The 23551-nt window shown below is 52.3% G+C and carries 20 protein-coding genes; 6 read left to right on the top strand and 14 right to left on the bottom strand.

The genetic code is table 11. The features are described 5' to 3' along the window. Positions 1-3 precede the first annotated feature (3 nt). The gene (locus H5P27_RS17300) at positions 4-1212 is read left to right on the top strand and encodes a glycosyltransferase (protein WP_185661679.1); all 1209 of its coding nucleotides are present in this window, start codon (positions 4-6) and stop codon (positions 1210-1212) included. Between the two features lie 129 nt (positions 1213-1341). After that, positions 1342-2433: a glycosyltransferase gene (locus H5P27_RS17295; RefSeq protein WP_185661678.1), complete on the top strand. Its 1092-nt coding sequence runs from the start codon at positions 1342-1344 to the stop codon at positions 2431-2433. 66 nt (positions 2434-2499) lie between these two features. Here the strand turns inward: H5P27_RS17295 and H5P27_RS17290 are convergent, their stop codons facing one another. The 12 genes from H5P27_RS17290 to H5P27_RS17235 all read right to left on the bottom strand — a co-directional run bounded on the left by H5P27_RS17290 (position 2500) and on the right by H5P27_RS17235 (position 16021). Further along, complete coding sequence (locus H5P27_RS17290) at positions 2500-4440, bottom strand: alpha/beta hydrolase family protein (protein ID WP_185661677.1); 1941 nt, start codon at positions 4438-4440, stop codon at positions 2500-2502. 66 nt (positions 4441-4506) lie between these two features. Next, the gene (locus tag H5P27_RS17285; RefSeq protein ID WP_185661676.1) at positions 4507-5748 is read right to left on the bottom strand and encodes a tetratricopeptide repeat protein; all 1242 of its coding nucleotides are present in this window, start codon (positions 5746-5748) and stop codon (positions 4507-4509) included. 23 nt (positions 5749-5771) lie between these two features. Next, positions 5772-6440, bottom strand: coding sequence for an energy transducer TonB (locus tag H5P27_RS17280; RefSeq protein ID WP_185661675.1), 669 nt, complete (start codon positions 6438-6440; stop codon positions 5772-5774). Further along, positions 6440-6841 carry an ExbD/TolR family protein gene (locus H5P27_RS17275; protein WP_185661674.1) on the bottom strand — a complete coding sequence of 134 codons (402 nt, stop codon included), beginning with the start codon at positions 6839-6841 and terminating at the stop codon, positions 6440-6442. Before H5P27_RS17275 ends, H5P27_RS17280 begins: the two co-directional genes overlap by 1 nt. A gap of 3 nt (positions 6842-6844) precedes the next feature. Further along, positions 6845-7249, bottom strand: coding sequence for an ExbD/TolR family protein (locus tag H5P27_RS17270; RefSeq protein WP_185661673.1), 405 nt, complete (start codon positions 7247-7249; stop codon positions 6845-6847). A 3-nt stretch (positions 7250-7252) separates the two neighbouring features. After that, the gene (locus H5P27_RS17265) at positions 7253-7777 is read right to left on the bottom strand and encodes a MotA/TolQ/ExbB proton channel family protein (protein ID WP_185661672.1); all 525 of its coding nucleotides are present in this window, start codon (positions 7775-7777) and stop codon (positions 7253-7255) included. Between the two features lie 7 nt (positions 7778-7784). After that, positions 7785-9140, bottom strand: a complete 1356-nt coding sequence (locus H5P27_RS17260) for a MotA/TolQ/ExbB proton channel family protein (RefSeq protein WP_185661671.1) — start codon at positions 9138-9140, stop codon at positions 7785-7787. 24 nt (positions 9141-9164) lie between these two features. Next, positions 9165-9986 (bottom strand): DUF3450 domain-containing protein, encoded by an 822-nt coding sequence (locus tag H5P27_RS17255; RefSeq protein WP_185661670.1) that lies wholly within the window; start codon positions 9984-9986, stop codon positions 9165-9167. 164 nt (positions 9987-10150) lie between these two features. Further along, a complete protein-coding gene (locus H5P27_RS17250) occupies positions 10151-12808 on the bottom strand; it encodes a TonB-dependent receptor plug domain-containing protein (protein WP_185661669.1) in 2658 nt (885 codons plus the stop codon). A gap of 194 nt (positions 12809-13002) precedes the next feature. Continuing rightward, the gene (locus H5P27_RS17245; protein ID WP_185661668.1) at positions 13003-14196 is read right to left on the bottom strand and encodes an aminotransferase class I/II-fold pyridoxal phosphate-dependent enzyme; all 1194 of its coding nucleotides are present in this window, start codon (positions 14194-14196) and stop codon (positions 13003-13005) included. A 73-nt stretch (positions 14197-14269) separates the two neighbouring features. After that, a complete protein-coding gene (locus H5P27_RS17240; RefSeq protein WP_339382609.1) occupies positions 14270-15124 on the bottom strand; it encodes a glycosyltransferase family 2 protein in 855 nt (284 codons plus the stop codon). An 18-nt stretch (positions 15125-15142) separates the two neighbouring features. Continuing rightward, entirely contained in the window at positions 15143-16021 is an 879-nt protein-coding gene (locus H5P27_RS17235) for a polyprenyl synthetase family protein (RefSeq protein ID WP_185661666.1), read from the bottom strand. A 46-nt stretch (positions 16022-16067) separates the two neighbouring features. Here H5P27_RS17235 and H5P27_RS17230 point away from each other — a divergent pair, with 46 nt between their 5' ends. From H5P27_RS17230 to H5P27_RS17215, 4 genes are all read left to right on the top strand, one after another. After that, a complete protein-coding gene (locus H5P27_RS17230) occupies positions 16068-16652 on the top strand; it encodes a DUF4013 domain-containing protein (protein ID WP_185661665.1) in 585 nt (194 codons plus the stop codon). A 23-nt stretch (positions 16653-16675) separates the two neighbouring features. Then, positions 16676-17368 carry a hypothetical protein gene (locus tag H5P27_RS17225; protein WP_185661664.1) on the top strand — a complete coding sequence of 231 codons (693 nt, stop codon included), beginning with the start codon at positions 16676-16678 and terminating at the stop codon, positions 17366-17368. 78 nt (positions 17369-17446) lie between these two features. Beyond that, positions 17447-18967, top strand: coding sequence for a murein biosynthesis integral membrane protein MurJ (gene murJ, locus H5P27_RS17220; RefSeq protein WP_281384361.1), 1521 nt, complete (start codon positions 17447-17449; stop codon positions 18965-18967). Between the two features lie 43 nt (positions 18968-19010). Beyond that, a complete protein-coding gene (locus tag H5P27_RS17215) occupies positions 19011-20474 on the top strand; it encodes an FAD-binding oxidoreductase (protein WP_185661662.1) in 1464 nt (487 codons plus the stop codon). Positions 20475-20484: 10 nt separating this feature from the next. On the opposite strand, the gene H5P27_RS17210 is transcribed toward H5P27_RS17215, so the two are convergent. Together H5P27_RS17210 and H5P27_RS17205 are read right to left on the bottom strand one after the other, a co-directional pair. Then, positions 20485-22203, bottom strand: a complete 1719-nt coding sequence (locus H5P27_RS17210) for a SulP family inorganic anion transporter (protein ID WP_185661661.1) — start codon at positions 22201-22203, stop codon at positions 20485-20487. A gap of 179 nt (positions 22204-22382) precedes the next feature. Beyond that, positions 22383-23534 carry a phosphoserine transaminase gene (locus H5P27_RS17205; RefSeq protein ID WP_185661660.1) on the bottom strand — a complete coding sequence of 384 codons (1152 nt, stop codon included), beginning with the start codon at positions 23532-23534 and terminating at the stop codon, positions 22383-22385. Between the last annotated feature and the right edge of the window lie 17 nt (positions 23535-23551).

Genomic DNA, 23551 nt, shown 5'->3' with positions numbered 1-23551 from the left:
CCGATGCGTATCCTTTACCTAACGACGAGCTTTCCCGTCTACTCCGAAACTTTTTTGCAACGCGAAGCCCGAGCTATGATCAAGGCTGGGGTAGGCTTTGAGATTATATCTTTGCACGGCGGCAAGCCAGAGTTCGAAGGCCATCCGGTAACCTTATTCTCCAAATGGTGGCTGCTGAAGTTGTTTTACCTACTCCCGTGGGCAGTTTTCAGACGCGGTAGGGAAGTATTGGAGATTGTCCAGGCCATGAATGTGAGGAGGCCCGCGTCGTTTCTAAACCTGGCGGAAAACCTACTGGGATTGGGAGCAGCTATCGTCATGGAACGGCGTATCCGAGAATTTCGGCCGGATGTAGTCCATTGCGTTTGGTCCAGCGCACCAGCTGCATTCGGAATGATGGCGGAAGCTTTAACAGATATTCCCTTTTCTACGGGAGCCCATGCGTATGACATATTTGAGTACGGAGGGGATTGGCTTCTGCCTATGAAGCTCGAGAGAGCGTGTCTGGTACATGTTTCGACAGACGTAGCCGCAGGGCGAATACGCACGCTTTGCGCGAGCGATAAGGTGAAGCGTATTCGACGTGGTTTGAATTCCTTGCCGCAGGCCCGTCTGCCTCGAGAGCTTTGTCCGACCTTGAGAATAGTCTGTGTGGCGCGCTTGGTTGAGAAGAAGGGCTTTCCTTATCAAATCGAGATTTACCGGCTACTGCGGGAGAAGGGAGTTTCTTTTGAAGCTCGGATCGTGGGAGACGGTCCGATGGAGGCTGAGATCCGACAATTGATAGCAAACGCGGATTTGCAGGGGCAGGTCAGTTTAACAGGGCTCTTGAGCGAGCAGGAAACGCTAGACCAACTTCAATGGGCGGATCTGCTGGTTCACACGGGAATTGTGGCTGCGAGCGGGGATCGCGATGGCTTGCCGAACGTCGTTCCAGAGGCGATGGCAAGCGGGGCCGTAGTTCTTGGATCGCCGGTATCTGGGGTAGTGGAGGCGATCGAAGATGGAGAGACTGGTTTCCTTTGTCCCCCTTGGGAACCTCAAGTCTGGCTAGAACGGTGTAGGGATTTACAGGGAGACTTTTCCCTTCGAGAGAGGCTTGCTCGAAATGCCAGAGCTTGGGTGGAAAGGGAGTTTGTGGCGGAGAAAAATACCGGCGCTTTGCTCCAATTTCTTGAGGCAGCAACCCAGAAAACCGCTCGAAAAGAGTGATGGATTGTATAAGATCACCCCTCTTTTGGCCAAAGATACTTTAAATGTCAGGTGAGGACTTGAGAGATTCCAGCGTTTGCCACATGTTATAGCGGATCCCCCCCCTTCGTTTACCCAATCAGATAAACAATGTCCGGTCGTCTTTTATTCGATATCACCAAAGCCAGTAAACAGTCCCACTATTCGGGAGTGCTCCGAGTTTCCAAGTGTCTAAAAGAAGAGCTTTCCAAAGTTCTGGAAGACGAATTGGTGGAAGTCATTTGGAGCGACAGAAAGCAGACTTTTCGAGCTCCAGCGATCGGACGAGATTTTTCGGTGGAGGCGGAAGATGTGCTCCTTACCGCGGAATTGTTCAGTGAGGCTGAACGACCGGGGATAGAAGCCTTTTTGCGATCTTCCTCCTGCCGGGCGTATGCGATTTTTCATGACGCTATCCCTCTCAGGTTTCCTGAATTTACATGGCCGCATAGCGTGCAACGTCATCCCAGCTACATGAAAATGCTCAGCCTCTTCGATGGCGTGTTTGGAGTTTCGCAGCATAGTTCGATCGTTTTGGAGGAATATTGGGAATGGTTGGGCTACGAATATTCTCCTTCCGTTAAATCAATTCAATTGGGCGCGGATGGCCTTTTCCCGGAGCCATTCAAACCTTTGGTCAAAGAGGGTGAGAGTTTCGATGTGCTGATGCTGGGCATCATTGAAAAGAGGAAAGGCAACGACCTGGCTCTAGATGCCTGTAGCCGTCTTTGGGATGAAGGGTTAGACTTCGATCTACACGTTGTAGGGCGTGCCAATCCCTATTTTGGGCGGGATATCGAGCGTCGAATGAAGCGTATGGCGAAATCTGGGCGCCCTATCACGCTGCACGGTCATTTGGATGACGATGGGCTAAAAGCTCTTATCCCTCAGATGGATTTGTTACTATTCGCATCACGGGCAGAAGGCTGCGGCCTACCGGTTCTAGAGTCGCTCTGGAGCGGTTTGCCCGTATTGAGCTCCAAACTACCTCCAGTGAAAGAAAGTGCGCGTTTTGGGGGCTGCTCGTTCTTTAAGCCAGATGACTCGGTCGACTTGGCGGGCCAGCTGAAGCGTCTGGTTCAGAATCGGAATCTTGTTACGGAGTTAAGGCACGGAATAAACACAGAAATGCTTCCGACTTGGAAACTGACTGCGAGCGAGGTCATCGAGACAATAAAGCCTGCCGGTGTCTTGACCTGCTAGGATTTTAAATACGAAAAGGCCCGACGTGTTAGCGTCGGGCCTTTGATTTTTCCAAAGCGCAATGATCTATTTCATGCCCCACTTTTTCATGAAGGGTGCGATGAAGTCTTCGATCTGGTTGAATTCGGTAAAGACGTTCTCTTCTTTGCGGAAGCCGTGGCCTTCATTTCGCTTCACCAGCCACTCGAACTTTTTCTTGTTCTTCTTCATGGCTGTGCGGAGTAGCTCGGCTTGCTTGATCGGTACTCGAGGATCTCGAACGCCGTGAATTATGAATACAGGATCGTCTAGCTTTTCGATGTGATTGATCGGAGAGGATTCGCGAACCATGTCGATGTCCTCTTTGAGCTTTCCGATACGGCTTTGCCAGAATGCGAAGGCTGAGTCAGAGGTAGCCTTTTCGTATTTTAGCATCTCCTCGGAATCTACGACACCTACCACGTTGATCCCAAAATTGTAGAGTTCCGGATATTTTGTGAGCTGAGCCATGGTGGCGTAACCTCCGTAGGAACCTCCGTATACCCCGATCTTCTTTTCGTCCACATAGCCTTGGTCTATGGCCCATTGCACAGCGTCACGAACGTCGTACTGCATCTCGTACCACCACTTTTTGTGACCGGCTTTGACGAAGTCGATTCCGTAGCCGTCGCTGCCGCGGAAGTTGACCTGAAGAACCGCGAATCCTCGAGTGGTGAAGAACTGTACGCGGGGATCCCAACCATAGGAGTCGCGAGCGTTTGGACCGCCGTGAGGATTCACGATCAGAGGCAGGTTTTTCCGATCCGAATTCGGCGGAAACCAGATGTATCCATGAAGGATGGTGCCATCTCTCGCTTCGAAGGTATAGGGTTCTTGCTCGGATTGGGTCTCGGGCTTTATCCACTCGCGGGAATAGCCGAGAGGAGTGAGTTTCAGAGTTCCTCCACGCAAGGAGATAAGGTTATAGTAAGCAGGTTGGCGAGCTGAGGTAGACACGTATACCATGACTGTTTCATCGTCGCTCATGCTGCTGGGAGAGTTTATGGTATCGGGGAACGCATTGTCCATGGCGGTTTGGATCTGCGACTTTTCCTCATCCACCCAAATGAACTCTGGCTTCTCGCGATTGATACCGTAACCAGCTAGTTTTTTCGTGAAATCTGAAACGACTACACCGCCAGCGTCGTAGGTGTCGTCCTGCAGGATCATCTCACCCAGCTCTTTCGCTTCAGGATCAAAGGTGTAAATACCCTCAACTTTTGCCCCGTCGGGGCGAGCGTGCACATACATGGTTTTGCCGTCGTGGTCGAAAGCGAGTGGGACTACCCTCCATTTATCCTCTTCCGCATACGGGAAAACTTGGTGGAATTCATCGTCGGGGCCGCTGCGGTAGATAAAGCTGCCTTTGATCTTATCGCTGGTGCTTGTGTCGCGAACCAAGCCCACTCGAACGACTCCATTTTGGTCGGTCATCCAACCTGTTACGTTGCCAGGGTTGGAAAGAAAGATCTTTTTGCGGCCAGTATGGATGTCGAGAAGGTAGAGGTCTGGATAGTCCGCACGGCTCTCGTTGTTTGCTACGAGAACGTAGTCAGGCTGGTCGTCGAGGAGGTCGATTACTCTCGTGTAGCGTGGGATGGAGAAACTCGCATCGTCTGAGAGCATTGGCATGATGGTGGTTGGATTACCGCCATCCCGGTCGACCGCGAAGGTGCCGTAATATTCGTCCCCGCCATTGTCCATCTGGAAGAATAAACGATCATCCGTAATCCAGCTAAATCCAGCGATATCGGTATCCTTCACAGCGGTGATTCGCGAGAAACTCATCGTCGCGAGTTCGATGATGTGAATGTTCAACCGTCTCTCATAAGGAGCGAGAACGGCGAGGTATTCTCCATTTGGAGACACTTGAAACGCTGCGAATTCCGGCTTTTTGAAGAGGGTTTCCACAGGGACGCCAGGACGAGAGTGAACCGAAGAGGCGCTGATGAAGGCGAGGGTTAGCAGGAGGACTAATCTTTTTATCATTCTCTAAACGGGATTTTATTTCGGCCCGACGTCCAACCGTAGCGGGCCTGGTGTTTCGGGTTATTATTAATCAGCTTGAGCCAGGAATTCTGTCTTCAAGTAGTCGATCCACTGGTCGTAGTCGGGCTTATCCTCAGGATCCGCCGTTCCCGCCTTGGTGAAGGCTTCGACTGCTTTGGCGTACTGCTTTAAGCCATAGTAGGCGTATCCTTGGAGCTTATACAGATTACCTAGGTCCTCGACTTCTTCGTTGTTTAAGCCGATGTCCAACAGTTCGAGGGCCTGCTGGTGCTTCTCTTGGTCGATCAGAATCTGAGTTGCTCGTAGTGTGGCCTCCTCATCTCCAGTGGAGTGGACAATTTTTTTGAGAACCTCGAGTGAATTCTCAAACTCGCGGGCCGAGAACCACGCTTGGGAGAGCAATTCCAAGTTTTCCTTAGACTCGGTGAGTACTCCGCGCTCCAAACCAGTGGAGATGACTTCCGCGCCGTTGAAGGGCATCTTGTTGAACATGTAGAATCGACCCAGCAGGAGATATTCTTCCTTCTTAGTCATCATGTCCTCGTCATAGGCGATGACCAATGCGGCGAGCGCTTCTTTATCCTCTTGGAGCAACTGGTAAATGCTGGAAAGAGTCTTCCAGAATTCGTTGTCGTCGGGGAAAGCAGCGAGAGCTCGTTGTAGAGATTCAACCGCCTTTTTGAGGTCGCTGTTTTGAAAGTGCAGCGCAATGAGCAGGTTGTAGAGCTCCCGCTTCGGCTCGGGGCTGATCTGGATCGCTTTTTCCGTACAATCGATGGCAAAGGGGAAGTCGTCACAATTACTGGCGATCGCCGCGCCGAGCGAGTAGGCGTCTACATCGGGCTTTGGAAGGCCTTCTTGTTCGGCGATTTCCGAGTTGGCTATGTTGAGCCACGTTTGGAAAACATCGTAGGACTTTTGCCATTCCTCGGCAGAGGCCAGCAAATTGGCAATCACGTATCGCATTTCCTGCTCCATCTGCACGTTGAGGACATCGAGGTCGATCGCGGTCTGGAAGTCGTTGATCGTCTCGTTCCCGCGGTCCATGTTGAGTAGGATAAAGCCTCTGGCTCGCAGGATGGCGGCGGTCTCTACGTCGGCCGTTTTGTAGTTGGCCAGTTTGTTGATTCCCTCGAGGGCTACCTCGAATTCTCCCGCTACGGTGGCTTCCTGGATTTTCAGGTAGGCGTTGTAGATACGGTCGTTTTCGAAAGATTGCGAGTAGGCCAATTCCGTCCCGAGGAGGGCGGTTCCGATCAAAAAGAGTCTGAGTAGCTTATGCTTCATGTTCTAGCGTAGCTCGGTGGCATCTAATTGTTTAGCGTGAAGGGCATTTTGATTACCCATGTCCATTCCACCGGTTCTCCGTTCTCGTAGGCGGGCTCCCATCTCCAGCGGAAGATCGCTCTTCTAGCTGGGTTGACGAAAACGCGGTCGCTGTAGTCGAGAACTTCGACATCGGTGGGAGATCCCTCCTTGCCGATGGTGACACGCATTTCGACGTAGCCTTCCAGTCCGTCCATGGCTGCTTGCTGCGGATAGACAGGATCTATGCGGCTGCGCAGCATAGTACGCGAGTTTCGGTCACCAGCGCCTTGGTTGGCAGCCAATCCGAAACCGCCGATGGAGGCTCCTGTACCGGATACGGAAGGGATATTGAGATTTGGAATGGTGATCTCTGGAGTGGGCGTGTCGGGTTGTTCGACTTGCTCCACTTCCATGCGTTTTGGTGGGGGTGGTTTCTTGGGTGGGGGAGGCTCTTCCGGACGGCGGCGCTCCTTGACCTTGACCTGCTCCTCAATCTTGAGACGCACGAAATTGACTGAGCCGATATCAGGGCTTTCTCCGGTCAACGCGTTACCCGAGCTAACGAGGCGAATCATCAATCCGAAGAGAAGCAGGGCCACTCCGACGCCAAGCGCCATGGAGAGTAGCCACTTCAGGATCTGCAATGGTTGTTCTTTGGGCGAAAAATTCATTACTCGGTGGAGGCTAGGGAGACTTGGCTGGCTCCCGCTTGTCGCGCTTGGTCGACGATCACAACCAAGTCATTGACCTGGCTGCCTTTTTGGGAGGCGAGGATCACGGATGCATCGGGCATTTCTGCGAGGAGGCGTTCCACATTAGGTCTTACAGCCTCTAGAGAAACGGCCTTCTTGTTCACCAGAATCGTGCCGGCACTATCCAATTCGATTACGATGTTTCCCTTGTCGCTCTTCACGGACGCGTTGCTTGATGGGCTCGCGACCTCGATGCCTTTTTCCTTCACGAAAGAGGTGGTGACGATGAAGAAGATCAACATGATGAAGACCACGTCCAGCATGGGCGTGATATCGATCTCGGATTCTTCCTTTTTGTGTTTTCGGTGTTTGAGGCTCATGGCTTACTCTCTCGACTCGGCGGCTATGGATACTTGCCCTATGCCAGCTCGAGCCAGTTGTTGCATGACTTGGGTGAGGACCGCGTTGTCGGCAGCTTTGTCCGCTACGATTACGGTTTCACCTTCGGGGTTTTCGGCGCGAAGTCGCTCGATGATGGTTTGGATCGCGTTCATTTCGACATGCGACTTGTTGATCCAAACTTCTCCGTTCTCGCGGATACCCACGAGTATGTTTCCTCGCTCCTTGAGCTCGGCGGTTAGCGCTTCGGGACGAGTGACTTGGATGCCGGTTTCCTTCACGAAAGAAGTCGTGACGATGAAGAAGATCAGCATGATGAAGACCACGTCCAACATGGGCGTGATATCGATCGACTGCTCTTCTTTGCGTTGTCTGCTGCGACGGGCCATGGTCTAGTCGGTTGAGATTTGCAGCTCGTCCATGAGCTTTTCCTCTGCTCGTTCCGCGGCTCTTTCCAAGCGCACGGCACAGAGTAGACCAGATAGAGACGCTACGAGACCTGCCATGGTGGGCAGAGTCGCCTTCGTTATCCCTGCCGCCATTCCACGTGCGTTTCCGGTCCCGGTGATGGTGATTACGTCAAAGACGAGGATCATACCGGTTACGGTGCCGAGGATACCGAGTAGGGGACAAACGGCCACGAGCGTCTTGATCAAGGTGATCCTCTTGTTAGCTAGCAGTCTCATAGTGACCACCATTGCTTCGCGGATCTTGTGGGCCTTCCAAGAGGACTTATCCCCTCTGGACTGCCAGTCGCGCAGGGTGGCGGCGTGCACGTCCTTTAACCGAAAAAGGAAAAAGAAAAGACGCTCCAAAATCAGGATCCACATGAGCGTGAGTACCCCGAAGATGGCGAAAAGCACTACGCCGCCCTTGTCGAAGAAATCGCGAAGGTTGACGAAATATTCTAAGAACATAGCGGGCTTATTTCGCGCTTTTTTCGGAGAAGGATGCGATCAGACCTGCGCTCTGCTCTTCGATGATGGCTATACACCGGTTGCTGATCCCCTGTAGGAACGAGTGAATGAGAACCAATGGGATTGCGCAAATCAGGCCCAATACAGTCGTTACCAAGGCCTGGGAAATACCACCTGCCATCAGCTTTGGGTCGCCTGTACCGAAAAGAGTAATGGACTGGAAGGTCGCGATCATACCGACAACAGTACCGAGAAGTCCAAGGAGAGGCGCGATAGCCGAGAGGATCTTGATGGTGGAAAGACCGCTTTCCAGCTTTGGCGTTTCCTTGAGGATCGCTTCGTCAATCTTTAGCTCCAAGGTTTCCACCCCTACGTCAGGGCGGTCGTATTCTTGGAAGACTTTGATGATGCGTCCGACTGGGTTGGAGCCCGCCTTGGATAGATCCTTGAGCTGAGCCTTCATCTTGGTCTGGACTAGCGTCAATGTGATCCAACGGTAGATGCTGATGATTATCCCGATGCAGAGAAGGGAGATGATGACGTAACCGACCTCGCCACCTTGATTGACTCGGTCGCTTAGGTCAGGCGTGTTGGCGAACGCTTGCAGTAGCGCTCCTTGGGAAGGGTCGATTACGACTGACTGGGAATCACCTTCTACGAAAGCGATGGAAGGGGCTGTGTAGCGAGCTTTGGGCTGTTCCGCCAGCTCGGCGAGCTGTCCGGTTTCCTGGACATAGTCGAGGAATCCTTTTGAGTTCAGAGCGTTGAAGGTGCCGACTCTGACGACTTCTTGCGTCGACTCTATTCCATCGGTGTTAACAACCTTCGCTTGGTAACGGGCAACCTTTCCGGACTCTACAGTTTCTTGCAGGATTTGGAACCAAAGCTTGTTGAGCTCTTCGATGGTTGGCAGAGCTTTCGATTCACCCAGATCAGCGAAGAACTGAGCACGCCCCGGGAACTGGGAAGAAGTGAGGCTAGAGCTGACGATGTTCTTAAACTGCCCGGCGAGTTGGCGAACGTTGCCGAAAATTTCGCCGAGGTCGCCCATTTCGTTTTCACGTTGGGTTTCGAGGTCGGCCAAAGTTAGCTCGTTCTCGTCGTAGCTGTTTTTCAGCTGAATGCTGAGGTCCTTGGCCGCAGCCAGTTCGGCCTTGGCTTGGGCCAAGAGCTCTTTCTGCTGGGCTTGCTGGCTTAGAAAGCGCTGGATACGCTGTTCGTTTTCCTTCGATTCAAGGATCTTGTTTTGCTCCACGCGCTCGAGCAAAGCGTCGAGGTTTGTGGTGGCTGAGCTTTGCGCAAAGAGTGGGCAGGCTGCGGCGATGAGCGTAGCAATGCCAATAAGTGACGGTATCTTTTTCATCCGTATGGTTTGGAAAGGGTTTGCTTATGGCTTGGTGACTGGGAGTACGAGCAGGTCGACCGGTATTTCTTTTCGTGCGATCTTGAAGGCGCGAAGGATATTCAGTCTTTCCGAATCGTCTTCCACCACGACCCAATCATTCGATTTGGTGTCCCAGCGGGTGATGAGCTTGTCGTCGAGCGATTTGAAATAGAATGCGACTCGGCCTACACGTAGGAATTCTACGGTGCGGCTTTCTCCCTTATAATTAACGTTGCCGGTGGTCGCCTCGATGTTGCGAGCGAGGTTGTTTTCCTGCTGGTAGGCATCGAAAACCTTACGGTACTTTTCAGCGATGGAGATGTCGCCGCGATCCATCATTGCTTTGAGATCTTCGACGCGACCTTTTCTCTCCTCGATGAGGAACGGGGTGTCTGCGTCTACAAATTGATCGAGCGCTTCGATCATGCGAAGGAGCAGGGGAACGATCTCGCGTTGCGTGTCCTGCAACTTGGCCAAGTCGGCCTCGATGGTGGAGATTTCCTCTTCTTGAGAGCCGATGATGGCTCTCATTTGATCGTTGTACTTGTTCACGACCTCGAGCTCGCGAAGTACGATTTTGTATTCGGATTCGAGTGACTGGGTCTGGTCCGAAATGCTGTTTATTTGCTCTTGAGTAGAGATGGCTTGGTTTTCGCGATCAACTACCGTGTCTACTGCTTCGGATATGGCCTCCGGATTGGGAGGGGAAGCAGGAGCAGCCTCTTCTTGGGCGAAAATTGAATAGGGCGCTATGCTGATAACCACGAGGGCGACAGCGCGCTTGGGGTGGATTAATGAGGTTAAAATCGAGGGTTTGATGGTCATTTCGTAATGTTAAGCTCGCCGTGAAGGTCGGGCCTCACTGACGGGTTATGAGTTAAGGTATTCGGTGTGGTTTGAATACAGAGCTTTCTTTCCGATAGCGCAAATACGAAGGCTGGCATCTAAGGCAGATGCCAGCCAAAGAGAAAAAACTAACTACGCGAGGATTAGAAATCCTTGGTCAGACGGAGGTACCAGAAAGCTGGCTCGATGCTGTTAACGGAAGTATTAACAGTCATAGACTCGTCCTTATCGCGTGGTGGCTCGCTGTTGAATACGTTACGTACACCGAAGGTAACCTTCGTGTCGTATAGTCCAGAGTAGGAAACCTGTGGATTGAAGAGCCACTGGGATTCTGTTCCTGGTACGCCGTAGTCAGCGTAGATCGATGGATACTCGTCGATGTAGAGAACGTACAAGGACGCTGCCCAATCGTTTTTGTTCCAAGCGAAGCGAGCAGTGCCGCGCCATTCTGGGTAGTTGTCGGTACCGATGAGCTCGTAACCGTCGTAGGTGTACGAATCGTTCATGGTTGCGTCAACCGATACGCGGAAGTCACCGAGGTTGTCAGTTTCCTTGAGCCACTTGATGCCAATGTCGTAACCGCTCATCTTCGCAGAGTCGATGTTCTGGAAGTTGGAGTTAACGTACAGGATCTGGCCGTAAGTTTGGCCGGCTGCAGGAGCGGCACGAACAACGAGACCTGGGATAGTGTCTTCAAGTGTGAGCGCTTCAGAAGCTGAGAGGCTGTCGATCAATCCGGATTGGTCGAATTCGAAGAACTCGAAGGAGAACTGGAAGTCCTTCAGGAACGGAGTTTCCGATGGGGAGATGATGATACCAGCGTAGGTCACGTCGGTTTCTTCAGGTCCCAAGTCAGGGTTACCTCCAGTGATAGAGCGGATCTGCTGGGCAGGTACGTCTGGGTTCTTCGGGTCGATCAATTGCGAAGAAGAGAAGCTAGTGGACTGTTGAGCGTAGAGGTACGACAAGTCCGGAGCGCGGAAAGACTGACCATAGGATGCGCGGAAGAGCAACCAGTCAGTTGGACGGAACTTGAACGCAGCCTTAGGCTTGGTGGTGTCACCGAAGTCACTGTAGTCTTCGTAACGGGCAGCGAGCTGGAGCTCGAGGTTTTCGAGTACTGGGACAGAGAGCTCTGCGTAAGCGGAGGTAACGTCGCGGTAGCCGAAGGTGTTTGTTCCAGCAGAACCGCCAACGATCTGAGACGTCTCGTTCAGGATTGTTCCGACAGACTCGAGGTTGTCTTCGCGGTATTCTACACCGAATGCAACGCCGAGTGGACCAGCAGGCATGTCAGTGATTACGCCAGAAGCGTTTGCGCCGAGGATGAGAGCTTCGTAGGAATCGTCATTGGGATTCTCTACTGTGAAGTAGTCGATCACGCGAGGATCGTTGGTTCCGAATGGGTTCGCATAGAGCGTTTCGCCATCGATTTCGATCCCGTTCAAAGCGTCCTGCAATAGGTCGTCTACAACAGAGTTACGGTTGTAGTTGGTGAGCGAGGACTTCGAGTAGGCAACCGAAGTTTCCCAAGTCCAGTCGAAGCCGATCTCACCCTGCAATCCACCAACGAAACGTGGGTATTGGATTACGAGATCGTTTTCACGAGGGCCAGATTCAACCATACGCCAGCGAAGGGCATCCAGCTCGACTCCGAATGGGTTGTATGGATTTTCCACCGGCATGACGAGCGTGCCGGCGTCGCTGTCACCATTCTCGTTGAAGAAGAATGCTGGAGTCGGAGCTGCCAATACGTTCATCTCCAAGTGACGGTAGGATACTTCGGCGAAGGCCTGTACCGTGTCGGAGATTTCGTGAGTGAGGTAGCTGTAGAAACCGAGCGAACGTTGCTCTGGGAAGAGAGATTGTTCTTCCTGGAAGTTGTAGTAAACGTTACCAGCTACGAAGTCGTCGATTGATACACCGTCTTGGTAGTCGAGCATTACGCCATTGGTGGTTGCCCAACCAGATGGGAATTGTGGGAATAGCGCTGGGTCCAAACCACGAACGTTTGCGGATGGAGGAGCCGAGCTGCTCCAGTCGTAGCTGCCGAGGTCAGTAGCATCGGCGCTATCGGTGTAGTCGAGGTCGCGAGCGAAGAGCGCGTTGCGCTTGGTGAAGTCGACCGTGTATACAATAGAAGTTTTCTCGTTTCCAGTGCCCGCGATAGCGAAGAACTTTTCTTCGAAGGATCCTGTGTCCCAGGTGTCTCCGAAGGAGATTTGGGTCTGCATGCCTTCGAAGTCCTTGCGGAGCTCGATGTTTACAACACCAGCGACCGCGTCGGAACCGTAGATAGCGGAAGCACCGTCCTTCTGGATCTGGATAGACTCGATAGCGGATACTGGAACGCTATTGTAGTCGAATACGGACTGGAATCCGTTGAAGCCTGGAGATGGGTATAGGGCAGCACGACGACCGTTGATAAGGGCGAGCGTGTTGTTGTTACCCAAACCGCGGAGGTTCAAGCTGCTTACGCCTGGGGTAAATGAAGTACCGGCGTCTGCAGAGTTAAGGCTTTGGCCATTCACGATAGGGAGGGCGCGCAATGCGTCGCCAACAGTAGCGAATCCGGTCGCATCCAACTCGTCACGGCTGATTACCAATACTGGAGAAGGCGTTTCCAAATCGATACGTCGGATACGCGATCCGGTAACGGTGTAGGTTTTTACCTCTTCATCCGTTGTATCCTCTTCCATCTCTTGCGAGTAGAGAGGGGATCCAATCATAGCGAGTGCGAAGGATCCGAGCAGCGCGTTTTTAGGTAGGGCGCTACGTCGGAGTACTTTTGTGTACTTCATATAGTTCTTAGGTCTCAGTTCAGTTTGTAGCCAATTTTTGACTTCAGCAGGTCGAAAATTAGCAGTTAGTTTGGTGGAACGGGGCTAGCATTCCCCATGCCTCGCAATACCTCAAACATGAAATTGAGATGAATTGCACTAAATTTCACTTACGGATTAAAAAAAATAATCCGAGTGTAATTTCAGGCTAATATTCAGCCCGCCGCGTAGCGTATGGCGGCTTCAATTCGCTCAAAGTCTTGATCTGTATGGCGAGCCGATATCGCGGTGCGAACGAGATCTTTACCCGGAGGTACCCCTGGCGCCGTGGACATGACTGTGAAAACGCCTTTCTCCCAGAGTTTTTTCCAGAAAAAGTATGCTCTTTCTCTCGTTCCCAACACGATTGGCACAGCAGGCGTTGCACTTCCCCAGGTATCCAGTCCCAGTTCTTCCAGCAGCTTTTTGAACCTCTCGGTGTTGTCCCAGAGGCGGCTTTGCCATTCCGGTTCTTGCTGCATTATTTTGAGCGCTGCTCGTGCGCAGGCAGCCTGCGATGGGCTCAAGGCGGCACTGAAGATCGACTGTTTGCAGTGGGTGCGCATGTACTCGATCTCTGCTTTGCCGCCCGCGATGAATCCACCTGTGCTGGCGAATGACTTGGACAAGCTGCCGGCGATAATGTCGATCTGGTCAGTTAAGCCGAAGTGGTTTGCGGTGCCGCGTCCTTGATCACCGAGTACCCCGATTCCGTGAGCGTCGTCCATGGAGACAAAGCAGTTATGTTCGGCCGCGACCTTGGTGATGGCGGGCAGGTCTCCTATGTGACCTTCCATGGAATAGATGCCCTCTATGGAGATCAGTTTCGGTGTGTTCGGGTCGAGTTGTTTGAGGATGGAAGATAGGTGTTCCGCATTGTTGTGTCCAAAGCGTTCCACGTCGGCCATGGAGAGGCGTATGCCCTCCCAGAGGCTGGAATGCAGGTTCTTGTCTGCCAGGATGATGTCCCCGCGTTGGGCGAAACCGGTGATCGAGGCCATGCAGGCTAAGTAGCCCGCCGCAAAGACGTGGCACGATTCTTTACCTAGGAAGTCGGCGAGTTCTTCTTCTAGTTCCCTGTGAAACCACCTGCCACCGTTTGCAGATCGAGCTCCCATGGTGCCGCTGCCCCATTTCTGCAATGCGTCTCGTCCCGCTTCGATCACCTTGGGGTGCATGGAAAGGCCGAGGTATTCGTTGCTGGCGAGCATGACCATCTCTTTTCCGTCGATGGTGACCCGAGTCCCGCTCTGTCCCTCCGCTATTTTATAGTAGAGGTCATATTTTTGACGAAGCTTAGTGAAGCTATCCTTTTCGCAACGTTCGGAGATTGGGTTGCGGGAGTTTGTTTTGAAAAAGTTACGGATCATTTGCAATGGCCGCGAAGTCTAGGGGAGCTTCGCGGGATAGTTTCTCAGGGAGTCGGGTTGTTAGAGGCGACTTTCAGCGAAAGTAGGACATCAGGAGCATGCTTAGCGCCTTGATGGCAAGCCGAGGATTCATTCTCCACCAAAAGCGGGCGTATCTTCGGAAGTACTCCATTGGCCATTCGCTTTGGCCGAAAGGACGGGCGAAGTCGCTCCATCTGTCGCGAAACAGGTTTGAATTGGCATCGTTGTTGACGTGTCGCCCTGGTGCGGAGCTCACGTGATGGCGGATGACGCTGTCGAGAGCGACGAGGATTTTCTGGCCGTTTTTTTTCAGCTTCATACAAAGATCCACGTCCTCCATGCCATTTCGGTACGCTTCATCGAAACCGCCTACCGAGAAAAAGGTTTCCTTCTTGATCGCCAGACAGGCCGCAGTGGCGGCGTTTCTCTCTATCATGCTTCCTTTCGGGGGATTGCGTCTGTTCTTGTGGGCGTGAGTCGGCATGCCCTCCAGATCAAAAAAGATACCAGCATGGTCCACGAGGTTTGTCGCGAAATTACGCTGTACGTTCCCAACGGCGCCGACGTCAGGGCTTCCGGTTAATGCGGCCAACATCGGGTCCAGCCAATTGGCGGAGAACTCGAGGTCGTTGTTTATAAATACAAGGACATCGCTCTGGGCCTGCCTCGCTGCGATATTATTGGAAGCGGCAAAACCGAGGTTTTCGGTGTTGCGGATGATTGTGAAGTTGGGACGAGTCTCCAGATCGTCTAGGTATTCAGACGTTCCGTCTTTGGAGCAGTCATCGATCAGGACGACCTCTTTGTTTGAGAGATCGATGGTCTTTTCCAGGCTTGATAGCATTGCCTTCGTAAGGGGAAGGCAATTGTGCAATGCCGAGACAAAGCTAACCGTGGGTGTGCTCACAGAGCGGTCTGGTCTACCTTAGTTGAGTCGATTTTCCAGATAGCTTGCCAAGCCTTCTAGAAAGGAGGTGTCGCCGGGAAGCTCTGAGCAGAGCTCGATGGCTCTCCCAGTCCTCTGGGCGGCGAGTTGTCTCGATTTTTCCAAGCCGTGAAGTTTCACATAGGTCGTCTTTTCCATCTCCGCGTCGGAGCCGGTATTTTTGCCCAATGTCGCTTCGTCGCTGGTAGCGTCGAGAATGTCGTCGATAATCTGGAAGGCGATGCCGATCTCGCGGCCGTAGGCTCGCAAGGATTCTATTTGGCCAGCGTCTGCTTGACCCACGATCCCGCCCATTACCAAACAGCACTCGATCAAAGCAGAAGTCTTGTTCAAATGGATGAAGTTTAAGGTGTCTTCCGAAAGCGGTGCTCCCTCGCCGAGGATGTCCTCCATCTGTCCACCGATTAAACGCTCACTGCCTGCCGTGTCCGAAAGCTCGGCGACTAGCTTGGTGCAGATTTCGGGCGAATCGCCGTAATGCTTAGCCAGCAATTGAAATGCGTAGGTGAGGAGGGCGTCTCCTGCTAAAACAGCTGTCGCTTCATCGAATTGCTTATGGCAAGTTGGTTTGCCGCGTCGCAAATCTCCGTCGTCGATAGAGGGGAGGTCGTCATGGATCAAAGAGTAGGTATGGAGGCTTTCCACAGAAATTGCTGCCGGCATAGCGATAGCTTCACCGCCGAACAGCTCCCTTGCCGCTAGAACCAAAATGGGGCGCAAGCGTTTGCCGCCGGCCCGGAGGCTGTATAGCATGGCTTCGTGAATGTGGCTGGGACGTGTTTGAGCTGTCGGGAGGTATTCCTCGATGGCGGATTCGATTTCCGTCTGGTAGGCTCGTAATTTCTCTTTGAACTCCATCTTAAATGTGCGTAGTGCAATAAGTTAATCAACCCGAGCATCCTCAATGCCCACAATCGAGCAAGTATCTAAACGAGTCTTTTCAGACAATAATTGGCTTAAGAAGTGCGCCATCGGCGGAGTTCTAAGCTTGATCCCGATAGTGAACATCCTCGCCCTCGGTTATCTCTACCAGATCTTTCTGCAAGGTCGCACTTCTAGGAACATCGTATTGCCCGAGTGGGACGACTTCAAAACCCTGTTCGTAGACGGTCTCCGCTTTTTAATTGTGGGCATCATATTCGCCGCGCTTCCGATTGCCTTGGTGACGCTATTTGCCGAACTGGCCTTTGATGGGATGATTGCTCGTATACCCTTGATTCCTGTCCTCTTCTTGGCGGGGCCGGTATTGAGCGCTGCTCTCTATTTGTATTCAGTTAAAAATGATATCTCCGATTGCTTCAATGTGGAGGCGCTTGGAATCATGCTCAGGAAGACCGCTATCAATTACACGGTACCGACTTTGGCCTATCTCGGTTTGTGTATGCTTGGGCTGGTATTGCTCCCGTTTCCATTTTTCTTCGGAGGCGTCTTCTACTTCTACGTAATGGGATTCACATTTCAGGATCTCGAAAGACGAGTCCGTCGCTAGAACCAACCCTTTCAATCGCCTGAATGAAAAAGCTGAAAACTAAGGAGCCGAAGCTCTTAACTCTGATTCTCACTGCCTCTTCGGGGATTTTTCTCGGAGTGCTTTTAGGGATTACGATTCTCCTATCCAGACCGGCCAAGGTGGTCACAAGCATGGATGAAGATGGAGCGACTACAGAAAGAGGCGACTATACCAGCATCTACATGAAGGGTAGAGTCTCTGGAACTGAGACTTCGAATTTGCGAGGTGGATTGAGTCGACTGCAGCGTCGGTCGCCTGGTCCGGTTTCTTTTTCCGAAGCGGAAATCAATTACTTTTTTGGTCAGCTAGGTAAGGGCGATAAAGAGGAGACCACCGAAGAAACTCCGGATAAGCAGCCTGCCAAGATCGGACCCTTCAACCTTCGAATTCAGGACGATCGCATGTTCGCGAATCTGAAGGTAGTCGTGGACCCGCAGGGTGACCCGTTTGAGTTGCTAGCGGTAGCAGAGTTGAAATTCGAGAATTCGGAGAGTGGGCCAACGTTATCTGTGACTGGCTTGCGATTGAACTCATTGCCGATCCCCGGATTGGGCGGTTTGGTAACATCACTTGTACAGTCCAAGATTGCCGAAACGGCGTGGCCGGAAGAATTCATCGAAATGTGGCAAAACGTAAAGACTATCACTTTGGAGGATGGTCAATTGATTGCTGAAGTCGGTTTGCGCCAAGCTTGATAGCGATACTCGTTAGCTGGTCTGGAAGGGTCTATCTGCCTCTGTATCCAGTACGTGGATAAATTCTCGATTTGATAGATGGCAAGGCTGGTTAAGAGCATAGGTCTGGTTTCGTCTTTCACCATGATCTCTCGGGTCTTTGGACTGCTGCGAGATATGATGACGAGTTCGATGTTGGGAGCGTCAATTTGGAACTCCGCTTTTCTCACCGCTTTCACTCTGCCGAACCTCTTCCGGCGGCTATTAGGAGAGGGAGCTTTGACGGCTGCTCTAATGCCTAACCTAAGTGAAGAGCTAGAACAGGGTGGGCGATCGGCGGTGCATGACCTCGTGAACAAGACCTTGAGCTGGCTGATTCTCATTTGCCTTGGCATCACCCTGATGGTGATTGGAGGATTCGAAGTTGTTAAGAGGTCAAGTGTATCCGAAGATTGGATTATTGCTGCACGATTGGGTCAGGTTGTTTTTCCCTATGTTCTCTTAATTTGTGTAGCGGCAATCCTTTCGGCCGCCCTGAATTTGTTTTCCAGATTTGGAATTCCGGCCCTTACCGCGGTCTGGCTAAACGCGAGTATCATCGTAGCTCTTGGGATCGCGGGATGGCATCTAGGAGCCGATTTGGAGGAGAAAACCTACTGGCTCTGCGCGGGTGCTATGGTAGGTGGCCTTCTGCAGATGGTCGTTCCGGCGATCGCCTTGTCACGCGAGGGCTGGCGACCACGATTTGATTTTTCTGTATCCGAAAGGGTTAAGGAAGTGGCTTTGCTTACTGTACCCGGGATTATAGGTGGCGCGGTTTTTCAAGTAAACATACTGGTTAGTCGTGTGCTTGCCTACACGGTGAATGATTCGGCTGCCTCGCTGCTGTACTATGCCAACCGTTTGGTTGAGTTGCCCGTCGGTGTGTTTGCGATCGCGATTTCCACGGTCATTTTTCCGAGCCTGACAGCTGCGATCGCAGGGGCGCGTGGAACGGAGTTTAGTGGGATCTACAAGAAGGGAGTGCTGGTTTGCCTGTTACTTGCTGTGCCTTCTGCAGTGGGGCTTTGCGTGTTGGCCCCGGAAATAATCGCTTTGCTTTTCGAGCGGGGTGAGTTCGTTGAGACAGACACGCTGGCGACCGTACCGCTAGTTATCATTTTCGCGATTGGAATGCCGTTTTACTCCTTCATCGCTATCGAGACGCGAGCCTTTTATGCGCTCAAAGACACTCGCACACCGATGCGAGCTGCTATGGTGGCTTTTGTAATTAACCTAGTCTTGAGTCTAAGCTTGATGGGGAAGTTTGGAGCGGTCGGCTTAGCGATCGCAACCAACGCTGCCGCGGTAACTCAGACGTTGTTTCTCCATGTCGCTCTGGGTCGGAAGAATTTGAATACGAGTTTGGGCGGTATTTTTCCGAACCTCTTTAAGGTGATTGTTTCCGCTGCATTGATGGGAATAGTGGTTTTTCTGTCCGTTGAATGGCTAGAGAGTTGGAATGGGAGTGGCACCTTCGCCTTGGCTATGAAAGTAACCTTTCCAATTGCCGTGGGAGTGGGGGTATACTTTTTGGCTTTGCAGTTGATGGGGCTGAAGCTCAAGCGAGCCTTGAGCTAAACGGTTGCGATTATCTCGGGACGCGTTCTATTGCTAGTCTCCTATGGCACGCATTTCCAAGAAACGGCAGCTCGCAACGGATAAGCTCGTAGAGCAACTAGGCGCCCGAAAGGTTAAGTTGGAAGAAGACGAAAAGTATATGGCTTCGTTTGATTCCCTGAAACTGGGGTTTGCCTACGATGCCCTTGTTTTAGCTAGGACGGAGAAAGATGTCGGGACCACTCTGAAGCTTGCCAACGAATATGGCGTACCGGTTACGACTCGCGGGGCGGGGACGTCTTTGACAGGTTCGGCCGCACCCGCAAAAGGCGGTTGGGTATTGGACGTTTCGAGGATGGACCGCATCAAGATCGAACGCACAAAATCTATGGCCGTGGTAGGTCCTGGGGCAGTCGTAGGAAAAATCCAGGCAGCCGCCGAGGAACTCGGGTTGTTCTATCCGCCAGACCCATCTTCTCTCAAATATAGCACCATTGGCGGGAATATCGCCTGTAACGCAGGCGGCATGCGTTGCGCTAAGTATGGAGTGACGCGAGATTTCGTTTTGGCTCTAGAAGGTTTTCTTCCAACAGGCGAAAAAGTGTCCTGGGGAGGCGAATACAAGAAATTTGCTACTGGCTACAATGTCCGCGACCTTTGGATCGGAAGCGAAGGCACCCTTGGTGTTGTGACCAAAGCGGTATTGCGGCTGCTGCCAAAGCCGGAAAAGAAATGGACTATTCTAGTGGCGTTTGATTCGGATGTGAAGGCGCTTGAGGCAGTTCAAGTCTTGCTCGGTTCAGGACAGAATCCGTCGATACTTGAATTTTTGGATACAAATTCAGTCTATTGTGCTGAGGAGATTGCAGGTGTTAAACTTTTCGAAGGACTGTCGTTGAAGCCCTTGCTTCTCGTTGAGTTTGATGGGAACCCAGCTCAAATCCGTGCGGACAAGAAAAAAGCGATCGAGTGGGCCAAGGAGAATGGACTGGCTTACCGGGAAGCGAAGACCGCGAAAGAAACGGAGACGCTCTGGTCGGCCCGCCGAGCTTGCTCGCCAGCCATGTTCTCGATGGGGGATTCCAAGATCAACGAGGACATCGTCGTTCCTTTGGAGAGTCAGGCTAAGTTTGCCCGCTTTCTTGTGCAGATGCAGAAGAAGTGGAAGGTCAACGCACCTACTTTCGGGCATGCGGCGGATGGTAATTTCCACGTCAACATCATGTATACTCGCAGCGATAAGGATGAATGTCGGCGGGCTAAGGGAGCGGTATCTGATTTGATGAAGAAGGTTTGCGCTCTCGGAGGAACCATTTCCGGAGAGCATGGTATCGGGTTGGCCAAGACTCCTTTTATGACCGTTGCTCGCAACGAAGCGGAGATTTCGGCCATGAAGGCGATCAAGAAAGCTCTGGATCCAAAGGGCATTTTGAATCCAGGAAAGATATTCGAACCCTACGAAGTTTGGGACAAGACCCTAGAGAAAGTTAAACTTCCCTGGGACAAAAAACCGATTTTGCCGAAGTAAGCGCTGTGCTTTAAGCTTCTGATTGGGAGCTAAGTTCTTTAGCTCTGATCAGTGAGTCGTCGAAGGTGGCGCAGAAGTTCTCGCGCCCGATGGTGTTGATAAATCCGCTCTTTTTGAGCATCTGCAAGGGTTGCTGATGGATGCCGCTCAGTATGACTTTGCCCTGGTGGTTTTTCATCCGCTCCACAAGGCTGACAAGCGCATGCATGCCAGTCGCGTCCATTGCGGTAACGAGGTGTAGTCGAAGTATCAATACATTTGGCCAGCTGTCGATCCGTGAAAGGGCGTCTTCCATCTTCTCGGCGGCTCCAAATAAAAACGGTCCGAAAATTCGGTAGACGAGGACTCCTTCCGGGATTTCCTTACCTTGCGCAATCTGCTCGGGCCGTTCCAGCATGTCATTCCCCGTCACTTGACTCACCTCAGTGGTTTGGGAGACGCGTTTAATGAAGAGGATGGCGGCGAGGACCATCCCGATTTCCACGGCGACGACCAGATCGAAAATTACCGTTAGGGCGAAGGTGGTCAGCATCACGATAGCGTCGCTGCGAGGTAGTTTGGGGAGACGTGACAGCTCATGCCATTCCCCCATTTTTAACGCTACGACAATGAGTACTGCCGACATCGCAGCCATGGGGATGTAGATTACCCAATTGGCCGCCACTAGAATGATACTGAGTAGAGCGATTGCGTGGATTATGCCTGCAAGTGGCGTTTTGCCGCCATTGTTGATGTTCGCTGAAGTGCGAGCTATTGCGCCTGTTACGGGTAGGCCTCCGAAAAATGGGCAGAGGAAATTGGCGAAACCTTGAGCGATCAGTTCTGTATTGCTGTCGTGATGATCTCCGGAAAGTCCGTCTGCCACCACGGCGGAAAGCAGGGATTCTATCGCTCCGAGTAGGGCAATGGCAGTTGCGGGCCCGATCAGTTCTCTCACCATATTCCAATCAAATTGCGGTAGGGAAGGTGTCGGAAAATGGGCTGAAAACGCGTTGGCTCCGAACTTACTGCCGATGGTTGCAATGCCGTGTGCGTCGGACCAACCGAGCAATGAAACGAGAACGGTGGCCAGTAGCATCGCTGCGATGGATCCCGGAATGAAGCGAAGTTTTAGCCGAGGCCAAAAAAGGATGACTACGACGCAAAGGATTGCGATGGAGAGAGAGTAGGGATTCGAAAGGTCCAGGTGCTCGAAGATCCAGGGAATCTTTTCGAAAAACTCGCGCGGCATCGCCGTTTCCGTTTTTAGGCCGGCGAAATCAGGCACCTGAGTGAGCATGATTGCCACCGCGATTCCTGTGGTGAAGCCACTCGTGACGGGCCATGGAATGAACTTTATGAGGCTGCCCATGCGAGTGACGCCCATGATCATGAGAATGACGCCCGCCATCATCGTTGCTACCAGCAGCCCGGAGTATCCGTGCTCGCTGACTATGAGCAATACGATCGGGATGAAGGCAGCGGTCGGACCGCCTATTTGAACCCGACTCCCTCCCAATAGAGCGACGAGAAATCCGCCAATCACGGCAGTGAATATTCCGATCGCCGGAGCGGGCAAGGGCGTGTCGGTGCCGGATGGAATGCTGGCAATTCCCAGTGCGAGAGCGAGCGGCAGCGCGATTAAACCGACTGTAATTCCCGCAGTGATTTCCGTTCCGAGGGAAAACGAGTTTTCTCGCTTGGAGAATAGTTCAATAAAACGAGGGCGAAATACCGGACGTTTTTTCATTTTTAAGAATCACAGATTACCGAATACTGGTAAGGGTGGCAGCACGAGTGATGCCTATTAACATGGAGTGATTCTGTCGAGGCGTATGGATTGAAAAAGCCGAAGCGCATTATGTTTAGCGCTTCGGCTCGAAAGGTTTTTGGATCGTATCATCCTGTCTGATACGATCCGAATGGAGTCTAGCTGCCCGACTTGACTTGAGCGTAAGCCCAGTCGAGCCAAGGTAGAAGAGCTTCGATGTCGGAGGTTTCGACTGTGGCTCCACCCCAAATGCGGAATCCCGTAGGAGCGTCCCGGTAGGCACCGAAGTCGTAACCGACCTCTTCCGCTTCGCAAAGGGACACGATCTTTTTTGCTGCTGCCGCTTGTTCGTCTTCTGGAAGCGAGGTGAACCAGGTATCCGTGATTTTGAGACAGATGGATGTGTTTGAGCGGATGGACTTGTCCTCTGCTAGGAATCCAGCCCAATCACTCGCTTCGACCCACTTTTCAATGGCTGCCAAATTAGCGTCGGACCGTTTGATTAGCTCTGGAAGACCGCCAATTTCCTGGGCCCACTTGAGTCCATCTACTGCGTCCTCTACGCATAGCATGGAAACTGTGTTGATGGTTGCGCCCGTGAAAATACCGTTGATCAGCTTTCCACCCTTAGTTAGGCGGAAGATCTTTGGGAGTGGCCAAGCGGGAGTGTAGCTTTCCAAGCGCTCGATCGCTCGAGGGCTGAGGATTAGCATGCCGTGAGCCGCTTCGCCACCCATGACCTTCTGCCATGAGTAAGTTACGACATCGAGCTTCTCCCATGGTAGTTCCATGGCGAATACGGCAGAAGTCGCATCGCAAATGGTTAGTCCTTCGCGGTCGTCGGGAATCCAGTCGCCGTTTGGTACTTTGGCACCCGAGGTAGTGCCGTTCCATGTGAATACGACGTCGTTCGAGAAGTTGACCTTGCTCAAGTCGGGGATCTCTCCGTACGCGGCTTCGTGTTTGGCGACGTTTTCCAATTTCAGCTGCTTTACTACGTCGGTGACCCAACCGGATCCGAAGGATTCCCAAGCCATCATTTCGACGCCGCGAGCGCCGAGAAGGGACCATAGGGCCATCTCTACAGCTCCAGTGTCGGAGGCTGGGACGATACCGCAAACGTAGCCCTCGGGGAGGCTTAGCAAGTCTTTGGTACGAGTGATGACTTCTTCGATGCGAGCCTTGGCGTTTTTGGCTCTATGAGATCGGCCTACTAGCGCGTTTTCGAGGGCGGAGAGGCTCCAGCCCGGACGCTTCGAGCAGGGGCCCGATGAGAAGTAAGGACGATTTGGTTTTTTTGCGGGTTTCATTCGCGTGTAGGGTTAAA

Source organism: Pelagicoccus albus (assembly GCF_014230145.1).
GTDB lineage: Bacteria > Verrucomicrobiota > Verrucomicrobiia > Opitutales > Opitutaceae > Pelagicoccus > Pelagicoccus albus.
Note: the sequence above shows the minus strand (reverse complement) of the source record. Positions and strands in the feature narration are given on the sequence as shown.